The organism is Aurantimicrobium photophilum (assembly GCF_003194085.1).
Taxonomy (GTDB): domain Bacteria; phylum Actinomycetota; class Actinomycetes; order Actinomycetales; family Microbacteriaceae; genus Aurantimicrobium; species Aurantimicrobium photophilum.
The window spans coordinates 1076691-1090306 of sequence record NZ_CP023994.1 but is presented as its reverse complement, the minus strand read 5'-3'; the positions used below and the strand labels follow the sequence as shown (position 1 = coordinate 1090306).

At 55.7% G+C, this 13616-nt stretch carries 9 protein-coding genes; 4 read left to right on the top strand and 5 right to left on the bottom strand.

Annotated elements, in window-relative coordinates:
• Entirely contained in the window at positions 1–738 is a 738-nt protein-coding gene (locus tag AURMO_RS05400) for an alpha/beta hydrolase (RefSeq protein ID WP_110233776.1), read from the top strand.
• 22 nt (positions 739–760) lie between these two features.
• Here AURMO_RS05400 and AURMO_RS05395 read toward each other — a convergent pair whose 3' ends face one another.
• Positions 761–1810: an AI-2E family transporter gene (locus AURMO_RS05395; RefSeq protein ID WP_110233773.1), complete on the bottom strand. Its 1050-nt coding sequence runs from the start codon at positions 1808–1810 to the stop codon at positions 761–763.
• 16 nt (positions 1811–1826) lie between these two features.
• Positions 1827–2918: a DivIVA domain-containing protein gene (locus AURMO_RS05390; RefSeq protein ID WP_162532682.1), complete on the bottom strand. Its 1092-nt coding sequence runs from the start codon at positions 2916–2918 to the stop codon at positions 1827–1829.
• A 202-nt stretch (positions 2919–3120) separates the two neighbouring features.
• On the opposite strand from AURMO_RS05390, the gene AURMO_RS05385 reads away from it, so the two are divergent.
• Positions 3121–4905 (top strand): DUF8094 domain-containing protein, encoded by a 1785-nt coding sequence (locus AURMO_RS05385; protein ID WP_162532681.1) that lies wholly within the window; start codon positions 3121–3123, stop codon positions 4903–4905.
• The gene (locus tag AURMO_RS05380) at positions 4905–5891 is read left to right on the top strand and encodes a tetratricopeptide repeat protein (RefSeq protein WP_110233767.1); all 987 of its coding nucleotides are present in this window, start codon (positions 4905–4907) and stop codon (positions 5889–5891) included. The genes AURMO_RS05385 and AURMO_RS05380 overlap by 1 nt, the downstream gene beginning before the upstream one ends.
• A gap of 4 nt (positions 5892–5895) precedes the next feature.
• Here the strand turns inward: AURMO_RS05380 and glgB are convergent, their stop codons facing one another.
• The 3 genes from glgB to glgX are packed head-to-tail and all read right to left on the bottom strand — an operon-like array spanning position 5896 to position 12243.
• Positions 5896–8193 (bottom strand): 1,4-alpha-glucan branching protein GlgB, encoded by a 2298-nt coding sequence (gene glgB, locus AURMO_RS05375; protein ID WP_110233765.1) that lies wholly within the window; start codon positions 8191–8193, stop codon positions 5896–5898.
• On the bottom strand, positions 8193–10190 hold the full coding sequence (locus AURMO_RS05370) for an alpha-1,4-glucan--maltose-1-phosphate maltosyltransferase (protein ID WP_110233763.1): 1998 nt from the start codon (positions 10188–10190) through the stop codon (positions 8193–8195). Before AURMO_RS05370 ends, glgB begins: the two co-directional genes overlap by 1 nt.
• Before the next feature lie 40 nt (positions 10191–10230).
• Positions 10231–12243 (bottom strand): glycogen debranching protein GlgX, encoded by a 2013-nt coding sequence (gene glgX, locus AURMO_RS05365; protein WP_239406801.1) that lies wholly within the window; start codon positions 12241–12243, stop codon positions 10231–10233.
• Positions 12244–12373: 130 nt separating this feature from the next.
• On the opposite strand from glgX, the gene AURMO_RS05360 reads away from it, so the two are divergent.
• Positions 12374–13573, top strand: coding sequence for a cysteine desulfurase family protein (locus tag AURMO_RS05360; protein WP_204163593.1), 1200 nt, complete (start codon positions 12374–12376; stop codon positions 13571–13573).
• Positions 13574–13616: the final 43 nt, after the last annotated feature.

The following is a 13616-nucleotide window of genomic DNA, read 5'->3' as shown; positions in this document are numbered from 1 at the left end:
GTGTCTACTGAAATTCGTGGCGGTATCAACCTGCCTGCTGTGCGGGAAGAGATTGAACTTCACACCAGTGATGGACTTACCTTGGTGGGGGAGTTGGCACTACCGCTTGGCGGAGCACCTGTGGCAACTCTGGTGACCCTGCACCCACTGCCTACTGCTGGCGGCTTCATGGACTCCCATATCCTGCGCAAAGCTGCCGGTCGTCTGCCTGCCTTGGCGAATATTGCTGTGCTGCGCTTCAACACCCGCGGCACCAAGTCTGCACGTGGTCAGAGCCACGGTGAATTTGGTCATGGTGTTGATGAGCGCGCTGATGTGGCCGCTGCCATGGCGTTTGTGACCGAGCGAGGACTACCACACCCCTGGTTGGTGGGCTGGTCATTTGGAACAGAGCTGGCCTTGAAATATGGCCGCGAGCACGCCATTGACGGAGCTATTCTTCTTTCTCCACCTTTACACCGCGCCACGGCAGAGGAAGTTGCCGCTTGGGATGGAGATCATCGCCAACTCGTTGCGTTGGTTCCAGAGCATGACGATTACCTCCAGGGGCCCGAAGCACGGCAGCGCTTCTCCACTGTTTCTCACATCGACATCGTCGAGGTCGAGGGAGGCAAGCACCTCTGGGTTGGAGAGAACCAAACCAAACGTGTGCTCAACGAAATCGTGGAACGAGTCAATCCCTCAGCTGCGCCCCTGCCGGAATGGTGGGACGGCGAAGTCGCTGGTTCCAGCGACTAGTTCTGGGCGGGAGAAAGCGAAGCTAGGCCTCGTTTTGCGCCGGGATGACCACTTCTTTGATGATCAGCACAATCGATGCAGCAATAGGAATGGCGACCAGTGCTCCCAAGATTCCCATCAACGTTCCACCGGCAAGAGCCGCGATCACCACAATTGAACCAGGGATCGAAATCGCCTTGTTCATGATCTTGGGGCTAAAGACATACGCCTCAACCTGCATGTAGATCAAGAAGTAGATACCGATGATGATCGCTACCTGGGCATCAGCCAGGAGCAACTGACCAAGTGTGACGATAATCGAGGACATCACAGTACCGATAAGGGGAATCAGTGCGAACAGGAATGCCAAGAATGCGAAGAGCAGGGCTTGTTTGCCGCCAATGAGGTTCAGCACGATGAATGCCAATATGCCGTTGAGGGCAGCCAGAGCAATTTGGCCAACAACATATTTGCCAACACCGCCGGTGATCTCTTCGCTCATCTCAATGAACTTTTCGCGCTTGCTCAAGGGAACGAGTGAGTAAGCGGTGTTCTTGATTGTCTGGAGTGAAGCAGTGAAGTACAGAGTCAGAATCACAACAACGAGCGTTCCTGTCAGGGCGTTGGCTACGCCCACACCCACTGCCAGTGCACCACCGGCGATCTTGCTGATGTTGGCGGGGTCACCAAAGAAGTGTCCTACGTCTGTGATGACCTGGTTGACGTCAATGAAGCTGCCGAACTGCTTTTGAATGAATGCGATCCAGTCAGTGGTTTTCAGTGAGGTGATTTCTTTGGGAAGGGTATTCCATAACGTAACTATCTGATCGACCATCATGGGCACAACGGTAAACAAGATAGCGACAACGCCACCAACGACGGCAATCACGACAGTGAGAATTGCTGCCCACTGTGGGAACTTCTTGCTCATTAACCACTTGACAGCGGGGTCGAGGCCCAGGGAGAGGAACAGTGCAATGAAGATGTAGGTGAGGACAGTCGCGAGTGAGTGCACTGCCGTCATCAGCACAAGGCCTAGGCCAACGCCCAAGCTTCCGATCAAACCAGCGCGGAATGCATTCTGGATACGCATCGGGAAGGCTCCTTTGTTAGCGGTCGAGCTTTTTTGTGGTCACAGCATCACCCAGTGAGTTCTGTAACTCCAACCGTAGCGCGTCAAAGAACGCAGCGACGGATTCACGCTCCGCGCGGATGCCTTCAATGTGGGAATAGATGGAGGCAATGACGGCGGCAACATACTTCTCGGCGTCAGAGATTTTCTTTCGTGCAAGCTTGTCAGCATGTTCAACGTGCTTTGCCGCCTGTAACCTCGCCTGTTCGAGGATCTGTTCCGATTGCAATTTTGACGCGTTCTCAAGAGCGTCTAGTTCGGCCTCAAGGGTACGTTGGCGGGTTCGTGCTGTGGCGAGTTGTGCCTCTGCAGCACCGATGTACTTATCTGTTTGCATCAGAGATTCTTGATGACGGGTCTGAAGTTCTTGTTCCATTTCAGCGCGTACAGCGGCACCGTCAGCATTGAGCTTGAGCAACGAAACTATTTCTTCATCAACAGAGATGTTGGGGTCTCTGTTTGTTACCAAAATGAGCTTGAGTTCTTCTGCTTCGCGATGAGCCTCAGCGGTCATTCGAGCTATTTCATTCCGCGTCTCAGCGCGAAGGTTCGCAGCAACTGTTGCTGCTTCACCACGTAACCTCTGAGCTTCCTCCTGACCAGATGCCACAATGGCGGCAGCTTCAGTACGGGCAGCAGCGATGATGTTTTCGGAAAGTTCACGTGCCTGTTCTGCCATAGATGCAGATAACGCTTGTGCCTCTGTACGAGCTCGTTCGTAGTCATCTCGTGCTGCTTCAATGAATTGACTGGACGTTTTTTCTGCAGCTGAGCGAATAAACAATGCATCGCTTTCAGCGCGCTTTACTATCCCGGCAGCTAACTTGTCTGCCTTCTTGAGCTTGTTGTTCAAAGAGGTGCTCAATCCTTGAACAGTGGGAGTGCCCCTAAGGCCTACCTCAAGTTCAAGTTCAGCAATGCGGGCTTCGCTCTGTTTGAGCGCGAGAGAAGTCTCATCACGAAGTGTGTTTGCCGTGAGGAGTTCTCGCCGAAGCTTTTGAATGAGGGGATCAACCTCAGCGGGGTCGTATCCGCGCAATACGCGAGAAAACGATTCTTCCGTTGCCACTGTTGACCTCCAAAGCCCCATAATTCGGGGAAAAACTAACGGTGTGAGTCTACCCAGCTCAGAGAGGTGCGGGCATGATCGGGGAGGGCTTAAGACCTCTCTCAGGTTTGTCTCCGCGGTTTCGGGTATCTTGGAAAGTGACTTAACGTGACGGACGAAGGCCGATTCTGGTGTCTTGCCGATGACGTGGAGGAGACAAATAGTGCGATTCCTTTTTGCCATTGGTGTGTTTGCCGTGGCTGCAGTGCTGCTTGGCGTGGGTGTCGTCCAAAAAGTGTTTTTTGCAGGCGATGAATACACCACACTGACTACGACTGTGGAAACAAATGCCCCCTATATGGTCATTGATGGCAAAACACTCACGATGCATGGGACGAATCCCATCATTACTGTCTCTGGTTCAAAAACGGCCTTTGTTGGTTTTGGTCGAAGTGAAGATGTCACAGGCTGGATTGGTTCTGACGACTATGACGTCCTGAAGTACTCGACAAAGAAAAGCGACTTCGTTTTTGGTGAAGGCACCGCGAAAAATGTAGAGCCCACTGAAGTTGAAACCCCGGCACTGACTGAGCAGGAAATTCTCACACCGGAAGGTAGTGACCTCTGGCTGGGTGAAGCTTCTGGAAAAACCACAGCAACTCTGCCCACCTTCCTCGATAGCGATATGTCCGCCATCATCGCTGCAGATGGAAAGGCAGACGCTCCAGGAACGGTGACGATAGCGTGGCCATTGCCTAGCCGCGTTCCTTTTGCAACCGGGTTCATCATCGGTGGTGGCGTTGCCGCCCTGATTGGTTTGGTTCTCTATTTGTGGGCACTTCGTCACGACCGAAATTCTCAAGGTCCACGTCGCCGCGGCAAACTGCCTAAACCACCCAAGCCTCGTGCCATCAGAATGCCCACCCCGAAGTCGCTGGTCAGTGCAGCTCCTAAGGGGCGCCGCGGAATTACGCGCGGTTCCAGTTTTGTTGCCCTCGGTCTAGCAGGTGTTCTCACCCTCGGCCTGAGTTCCTGCAGTCCATATAACTCTGGGCAGAATGTCGCAGAACCGACACCTACTGCAACGGAGTCGGTAGAGATTGATGGTCACCCACCGGCGGTGACAGAGCGTCAATTACAGCGCATTCTCAGCCGGATTTCTCAGACGGTAACAGATGCAGATGCCGCGCTCGACCCCGCACTCTCCGGCACACGCCTGATCGGTCCTGCGCAGGAAATTCGTGCAGCAAACTATGCCATCCGCAAGGCGGACTCGTCTGTAGCAGCACTGCCTAAGTTGGCTGCTTCCCCCATTACGTTCACCATGCCGCAGGCCACCGCAAACTGGCCACGCCAGGTCATTGCGGTCGTGCAGAACGAAAATGATCCTTCGGTTCCCACCATGGGTCTCATGATGATTCAGAATTCACCTCGTGAGAACTATCACGTGGAATACATGGTGACGCTGGAACCCAATGCACAGGTTCCCACGGTGGCACCTGCGAACGTGGGCTCGGCGCTAGTTGCTCCAGATTCCAAACTGCTCCTCATCTCACCAGATCAGCTCTCTGCTGCTTACGGTTCTGTGTTGACTCAGGGTGAAGCCAGCCCCTATTTCGGACTATTCGATTTGACGGCAGATTCTTTAGTTGCGCAGGTGGGTAAGGCCTATAAGGATCAGAAGCAGGCTGCTGTGAGTGAACGTGCATCGTTGGAATTTAGCCAAAATGCAGGTTCTGGTGCACCGTTGGCGCTGGCCACGATGGACTCTGGTGCCATTGTCACGGTGAGCTTGAATGAAATTGAGACGGTACGTCCCACGCAAGCCGGAGCGTCCGTCAGCCCCGAAGGCCAGGCAAAGATTCTCAGTGGTGTCAGTTCTTCCACCACGGGTGTGGAATCCACCTACGGCATGGAACTGGCGTTCTATGTTCCGCCTTTGGGAAGCACAGACAAGATTCGTCTCTTGGGCTACACCCAAGGATTGATTTCAGCGCGAGGTCTCTAATGTCGATGCCATCACTTCCTAACTTGCGTGGTGCTGTGGACCTGAGTTCTTTGGTTAACAAGCCACAACGCGGTGCCGTCAACACAGCTGGAGGTACGCGTGCTCCAGGAGAAGAATCAGCACCTGTTTCTCCGGGAACACAGGTACCTGTTCCACAGCTCGTCCTCGATGGCACTGACCAGAACTTCACCGCAATTCTGGACCTTTCCAACCAGGTTCCCGTCATTGTTGATCTGTGGGCTGAGGAAGCGCCTCAGTGTGCCGAACTCTCACCGATACTGGAAAAGCTTGTTCTGGGCTTTCAAGGACGTTTGATTCTGGTTCGAGTCAACGCTGTAGAGAATCCCGGCCTGACTCAGGCTTTCCAGGCACAAACCGTCCCCACCACCGCAGCTGTTCTGGCGGGAAGACCTCTGCCATTATTCGCTGGTGTGGCCGGTGAGGCCGACATTTTCAATCTCTTTGAACAGGTACTTGAACTTGCCGCTCAAAACGGGGTTGTGGGTATTGCGAAGCCTGCTGGCGCTCCCGCAGGAGAAAGTGGTGCCACCGTGGCGCCGCCTGCGCCAGCCCTGCCCCCACTTCACCATGAGGCCTTTGATGCGGCTGAGCGTGGAGATTATCCAGCTGCTATTGCCGCCTGGGAAAAGGCGCTCAAGCAGAACCCCAATGATGCTGAAGCCAAAGCAGGTTTAGCCCGGATATCTTTGCTGCACCGCCTGCAGGGCAAAGCACTCGCTGATATTCGTGCGGCCGCTGCTGCCAACCCTGACGGTTTAGAGCAGCAGCTCGACGTTGCGGACTTGGATGTTTCTGGTGGACATGTCGAGGATGCTTTTGATCGCCTCTTGGTGCTGTTCCCTAAGCTGGATCAAGACGGCAAGAACATTGTTCGCACACGTTTGTTAGACCTTTTTGAGGTCGTGGGTTTGACAGACCCTGCCGTGAACGCCGCACGAATGCGGTTGACGAACCTGCTCTACTAGAGCCTTACTTAGCGCTCTTATAGAAGAACAGAACGCCCAAAGGTGGCAGGGTAATTCGAGCAGAGTGCTCAAAGTTGTTCCATTGGTCCGCGGTGGCAGTTACCTTGCCCATGTTGCCCACACCGGAACCACCAAAGTCTGTCGCGTCCGAGTTGAACAGTTCCGTCCAGACGCCGCCAGAGGGCAGGCCTAACTGGAAGTCACTGTGGGGATTGCCAGCAAAGTTGGCCACGACAGCTAGGGCGTTGCCCTTCTTGTCATAGCGCACGAAGGAAACAACGTTACGTCCGTTGTCTGCGCCGTCAATCCACTGGAAACCTGCAGGGTCGCTGTCGCGCTCCCACAGTGCTGCGGTGTCTTTATAGACGGTGTTGAGTTGCTTGACCATGCGCTGCAGGCCTTGGTGGGCTGGCTGGTCGAGAATCCACCAGTCGAGCGAGCGCTCTTGGCTCCACTCAGACGGCTGACCAAACTCTTGACCCATGAACAAGAGTTGCTTGCCCGGGTGTCCCCACATGAACGCCAAGTAGGCACGCATGTTGGCGAGCTTCTGCCAGTGGTCACCGGGCATCTTGGCTAGCAGTGAACCTTTGCCGTGGACGACCTCATCGTGGGAGATGGGAAGCACAAAGTTCTCGCTAAACGCATACTGGAACGAGAAGGTGATGTCCCAATGGTGATACTCGCGATACATCGGATCGGTGTGGATGTATTGCAAGCTGTCATGCATCCAGCCCATGTTCCACTTGAAACCAAAGCCCAATCCGCCTGCTTCGGTGGGAGCAGTGACGCCGCCCCATGAGGTGGATTCTTCGGCGGCCATGGTCACGCCGGGGTGGTGCTTGTAAACCGTCGCGTTAGCTTCCTGGAGGAAGTTGATGGCCTCAAGGTTCTCGCGCCCGCCATATTGGTTGGGCAGCCACTGGCCGTCTTCACGGCTGTAGTCGAGATAGAGCATGGATGCGACCGCATCCACGCGCAGGCCATCGATGTGGAATTCTTCGATCCAGTAGAGCGCATTAGCAACGAGGAAGTTGCGCACTTCATTGCGACCGAAGTCAAAGATGTAGGTTCCCCAGTCAGGGTGCTCGCCCTTGCGGGGGTCAGCGTGCTCATAGAGGGGTTGGCCGTCAAAGCGAGCAAGTGCCCACTCGTCCTTGGGAAAGTGCCCTGGAACCCAGTCGAGCAGGACCCCGATACCGGCGTCGTGCAGGCGATCAATCAAATACTTCAGATCATCAGGGTTGCCAAAACGTGCTGTGGGGGCGTAGTAACCAGTGACTTGGTAACCCCAGGAAGGGCCATAGGGGTGCTCGGCAAGCGGCATGAACTCCACGTGAGTAAAGCCCGTCTCAAGCACGTGACCGATGAGGTCATCTGCGAGTTCACGGTAGGAGAGACCCTGACGCCATGAACCTACGTGCAGTTCGTAAATACTCATGGGAGCTTCGTGCGCCTTGGTCTTATCGCGCTTGGTAATCCACTTTTTGTCACCCCACTTGTAGTTGGAGTGAGCAATGATGGAGCCGGTCAGCGGTGGGCATTCGGTTTGGCGTGCCATCGGGTCTGCACGCTCCACCCAGTGACCTGCCTGAGTCAAGATTTCAAACTTGTAGGTCTCACCGGGGTGAACATCGGGAACAAACAGCTCCCAGACGCCACTGGCGCCCAATGAGCGCATGGAGTGGCCTTCACCATTCCAGCCATTGAAGGTTCCCTTGACACGCACAGCCTTCGCGTTCGGTGCCCAGACAGCAAATGCCGTTCCCTGCACGGTGCCCTTGACGCCGCCGTGGCCGATGTAACGCGCACCGAGGACTTCCCACAGGCGTTCGTGACGGCCTTCACGGATGAGGTGAAGGTCGAGTTCGCCCACGGTGGGAGTGAAGCGGTAACCGTCTTCAGCAATCCACTCAGCACCGTCGGGATATCGAGTCTCAATGACGTAGTCCTGCAGACCGAGGGTGTGAGCACCTTCCCAGATGCCGTGGCCAGCATGGGAAAGCTCAATCCGGGCCTTGGAGCCCAAGATGGCAATAACTTCGCTTGCCAAAGGTCGTCGCGTGCGAATGACGGTGACGGAGTCTTTGGAGCCTTCGACAGGGATGAGGTGTTGACCCAAGACACTGTGTGGGTCGTAGTGGCTGCCCTGAGCTACCCAGGCCAGAAGACCGTCATCGAGAGAGGGAGTATGCCATTCGGTGGCACCCTTGGTCTTCTTGGTGAGGGTTTTCTTCACAATTGGTGTCTTCTCTGCAGCATGCTTGGGAGCTGCTTTTTTGGTTGGCTTCTTCTCGGTCATCAGTTCACCTTGCTCACGTGCAAGATGTGGACAGGCTCGGTGAAGGGATCTAGTCGCACATAGTTATCTGCGCCCCACACCCATTCCACGCCGGTAACCAGGTTGGTCACGGTGATGGAATCACCGTGCTGGGCACCCAAGGTGGTCAGGTCGAGGTGAACGGTTGTTTCACGCACGGAGTGAGGGTCCGTGTTGACCACAACAATGATGGTGTCGTTCGTGCCGGTGCCCGTGAACTGGGCATCCAGGTGCTTGCTGTAGGCCAGGATGGCGTCGTCATCGGTGCGCTGAATGGTGATGTTGCGTAGCTGGCGCAGAGCAGGGTGTTCTGCACGGATCTCGTTGAGCTTCGTGAGGTAGGGCGCGAGAGAGGTGCCTTCCTTCTCAATGGCAACCCAGTCTCGGTTCTTGTATTCGAATTTCTCGTTATCGATGTATTCCTCAGCACCGGGACGGGCTACTGATTCATAGAGTTCAAAGCCGGTGTACACACCCCAGAGCGGGGCAGCGGTGGCGGCCAGCGTTGCACGGATCGTGAACGCGGCAGGGCCACCGAACTGCAAATACTCAGTCAGGATGTCGGGAGTGTTCACGAACAGGTTCGGACGCATAAAGTCGGCAGTCTCGCCTGAGATGCTGCGGAAGAACTCTTCCAGCTCCCACTTGGTGTTACGCCAGGTGAAGTAGGAATAGGACTGTTGGAAGCCCACCTTGGCCAGCGCCTGCATCATGGCCGGGCGAGTAAAGGCTTCAGCGAGGAAGATCACGTCAGGGTGCTGCGCATTGACGGTTTTGATCAGCCATTCCCAGAAGTCCACGGGCTTGGTGTGGGGGTTGTCCACGCGGAAAATGTTGATGCCCTTGGAAATCCAGAACAGCACCACACGCAACACCTCAGCACGAATGCCTTCTGGATCGTTGTCGAAGTTGATGGGATAGATGTCCTGATACTTCTTGGGAGGGTTCTCTGCATAGGCAATGGTGCCGTCAGGGAGAGTTGTGAAGAACTCAGGGTTGGTCTTCACCCAGGGGTGATCCGGAGCAGCCTGGAGTGCCAAATCTAGAGCGACTTCAATGCCGTTCTTCTTCGCTTGAGAAACAAAGTAGGCAAAGTCCTTGAAGTCACCGAGGTCAGGGTGAATGGCATCGTGGCCACCATCAGCAGAACCAATAGCCCAGGGAGAACCAGGATCACCTGGCTTGGTGACCAGGGTGTTGTTCGGGCCCTTGCGGTTGAGCGTGCCAATGGGGTGGATAGGGGGCATATACAGAACGTTGAAGCCCATTTTGGCTACAGCAGGAAGGCGCTTGGCAGCCGTGCGGAAGGTGCCCGAAACCCAGGTTCCATCTGCATTCTGCTTGGCACCTTCCGAGCGGGGGAAGAATTCATACCAGTTGGCGCTACCAGCCAAGCTTCGCTCCACGAGCAGCGGGTATTCAGCAGAGAAGGTCTCCAAGCTGGAGATGGGAGCACCCGAGAGGAGCTTGTCTACTGCTTCGCCCTCTGCCTGAGCGAATCGAACAAGGGGGTCAACAGAAGTATCGGCAAGAACCTCGGCCAAGGCCGCCAGCTTCTTGCGCGTAGCTGCCGTGCGAGAAGCTTCCTTGCTGGCACGGGCGAATAGCTGAGAGCCAATCGTGAGCATCAGCTCAACGTCGATGCCCAGAGGGATTTTCACCTCGGCATTGTGATGCCAGGTCGCGTAGTCATCAGAGTAGGACTCGATGGTGAACGACCACTTGCCCGCCTTGTCAGGCTGAGCTAGTGCACTCCAACGATCCGTGCCGGGGGCATCGGAGGTCATCTCAATGCGGCTGGACTTACCATCCGGAGCGCGCAGGTGCAGGGCAACACCGATGAGGTCATGGCCTTCGCGGAAACAGGTCGCACCAAAGGGCACAACCTCCCCAACATAAGCCTTGGGAGTGAGCTCAGGCACACCTAAATCAGGCGTGACATTGAGAATGGGCAAGCGTCCGATGGAGGAGGGTTCCATAAACGAAAACTAGCGCATTTTTATTGCGCTGAGGTAACGGCTAATTCGCAGCGTTAAACAACAAAATCGAGGTGCCGGTGAGCTTGAAGGTTTCACCTGGACGCAGAACGCCCGGAACCTCACGAGGAGTGTGGTGAGGACTGAACCACAATGGCTCATAGAACTGCACGCCAGGGTGTTTAGGAACAACAACCGAGGTGGGTTGTTCGGTTCCGTGAATGATCATGAGAATGCGGTTGAAATCTTCATTTTCCGGCGTGCTTGCCGCCACATACTGCAGTGTGCGGTTGTGGGGATCTTCCCAATCCTCGTTCTCCATGGTTTCACCCTGGGTGTTGTACCAATCCACCTGGCTGGCGCTGGGGATGCGCTCGCCGAAGACACCAAACTTGGTGGGGCGGATAGCAGGGTGTTCCCGGCGCATCTTTGCCAAGTGCTTAGTAGTGGCCAGCATGTCCTGCTGCCATTCCTGCAGTTCCCAGTTGACCCAGGTCAGGGGAGAGTCGTGACAGTAGGCATTGTTGTTGCCGTGCTGGGTACGACCAAACTCATCACCTGCGGTGATCATGGGAATACCTGCAGAGAGCATTAAAGTGCCCATCAGGTTACGCATGGTGCGACGACGTGCAGCAATGATGTCGGGGTTATCCGTGGGGCCTTCAACACCGTGGTTGAACGAGCGGTTGTCGTTGGCGCCATCACGGTTATCTTCGCCGTTACCGATGTTGTGCTTGTAGTTATACATCGTGAGGTCGTTGAGGGTGAAGCCATCGTGTGCGGTGATGAAGTTCACTGAGGCAACCGGGCCACGTTCAGCGGAGAAGGTGTTGCTGGAGCCTGCCAGGCGAGTGGCGAAGCCACCGACGCCAGTCGGAGCAAAGCCCGTCTCACGCGCTTGTGCAATGTCTGGCAGCCAGAAGTTGCGAATACGGTCGCGGTAGCGGTCGTTCCATTCGTGCCAGCCGTCAGCAAAGTTTCCGGTCTGCCAACCGCCCATGCCCACATCCCAGGGCTCAGCAATGAGCTTGGTTGCGGAGAGGATGGGGTCGGTGCGAATTGCCTCGAGTAGAGGGTGATCCTTGTGGTACCCAGCTTTCTCGTCACGGCCCAGCGTCACAGCGAGGTCGAAACGGAAACCGTCCACCTGAGTTTCTTCAGCCCAGTAGCGCAATGAATCCAGAATGAGCTGCTGAACGACAGGCTTGGATGCGTTGAGTGAATTTCCGCACCCTGTGGTGTCGATGTAATTACCGTCTTCGTCTTGGCGGTAGTAGGAAGCGTTGTCCAGGCCGCGGAAGCTCAGGCGAGGACCAACCTTGCCCTCCTCTGCAGTGTGGTTGTAGACCACGTCAAGAATGACCTCGAGACCTGCTTCGTGTAGATCCTTGACCATCTGCTTGAACTCGCGCAGAACAGCAGAAGGTCCCCCTTCGCGAGCTGCCTTGGTGGCATAAGCGTTGTGAGGAGTAAAGAAGTTCAGAGTGTTGTAACCCCAGTAGTTGGTCACGCCCTGGCTAAGCAGGTGCTCCTCGGAGAGATAAGCGTGAACAGGGAGAAGCTCCACAGCGGTTACGCCGAGTTCCTTGAGGTAGGTCGTCATGGCTTCGTGACCCAGACCTGCATAGGTTCCACGCAGTTCGAGAGGAACACCGGGGTGCATCTTGGTCAAACCGCGCACGTGAGCTTCATAAATCACGGACTGGTCAAGAGGAGTTTGAGGCTTCTTGGACGTGCCCCAATCGAAGCTGGTGTCAACAACGACGGAACGCCATGAATTACCAACACGGCTGAGGCCCTTGGCATAGGGATCTACTAGAAGTTCTTCGGCAGAGAAAGAATCCTGTGGTCCAGCAGGACCCCACGCCTGCAACGCATATTCAGCACCGGGCACCAGCAGGCCACTGCTGGTGGACCACATGCCACCCTTGCCCTTGACCAGGGAGTGACGCTCAGCAATGTGTGCACTGCCGGGAGCGTCATAGATCAGAACATCAATTCCCTCAGCGGTGTCGCTAAAAACCTTGAGCTCGCCACCGCTACGGGTTGGGCGCACGCCAAGGTTCTTTAGTGATGGAGGGATAGGCACTCGAAATAGACTAGCCAGATAGATTGCCTTCGTGTTTCGCACACGTAGGTGAGCCGTTAAACATTTTGTTCACACGTTCTTCGAAAGGGGTGTTGTTATGGTGGCATATCTTGACCACGCAGCATCAACACCCGTGCGTCCCGAAGCTGCCAAGGCCTTTACAGACGCGTTGGCGCACGCAGGAAACCCCAGCTCTGTTCACCGTCATGGTCAAGCAGCGCGTGCCCTCGTGGAAGACGCCCGTGAATACCTTGCAACAGTCCTAGGTTGCCAGCCCATTGAAGTGATTTTTACCTCGGGTGGCACGGAATCCATCAACCTCGCACTAGTTGGACTATTTCGTGCTGCTGTAGAGAAGGACGCCAAGCGCAATCGCATCGTTGTTCCCGAGGCAGAACACCATGCCACCCTCGACACCGTGCTCTGGCTGCAAGAGCACGAAGGTGCTGTGCTGGAGTGGATCCCAATAGACAAGCTCGGGCGCATCGACGTCACCGAGCTCAATGACACTCTCGAACGTGCGGGGAAGTCGGTAGCGCTGGTCACCATGCTCTGGGCCAACAACGAAGTAGGCACCATCCAACCCGTGGCAGAGATTGCCGCGCTCGCCGCAGAACACCACGTTCCACTCCACATCGATGCCGTCTCAGCATTCGGACATATCCCGGTGAACTTTGCCCAGATCAGAACTGATTCAGGCGCCCAAGGAAATGCCGGGCTGGTTGCCCTGAGCATTTCCGGGCACAAATTCGGTTCTGTGCCTGGCGTGGGCGCACTGGTCGTGAGCCGCGAAGCGCAATTGGAACCATTGATCCATGGTGGTGGCCAACAACGTGGCCTGCGCAGTGGAACTCTCGATGCCCCGGCCATCTCCTCGATGGCCATCGCGGCACTGGTGACCGATAAGGCATTCGAAAACGAACATGCTCGTCTGATTTCTCTCCGCGATGCCACCATCGAGAAGATTCAGGAACTTGTTCCTGACGCTGTGCTCAGCGGTGATCCAGAGAACCGGCTCGATAACAATGTGAACTTCACGTTCCCGGGCTGCCAGAGCGACTCATTGTTGTTCTTGCTGGATGCCATGGGTGTTTCGGTGTCGACGGGATCTGCCTGCCAGGCAGGCGTGGCTCAGCCATCACATGTGCTCTTAGCCATGGGGCATGACGAACGTGGAGCGTCGTCTGCACTGAGAATTTCCCTAGGCCACACCACGGCTCAAGAAGAACTCGATGAGTTCTTTGCTGCACTTCCAGAGGCAGTGGAACGTGCTCGCAAGGCCGGCACGACCGTTTAGCTGCTGAATCCAGCAAACTGGCAGGGAGTGAAGCTCCGCACGC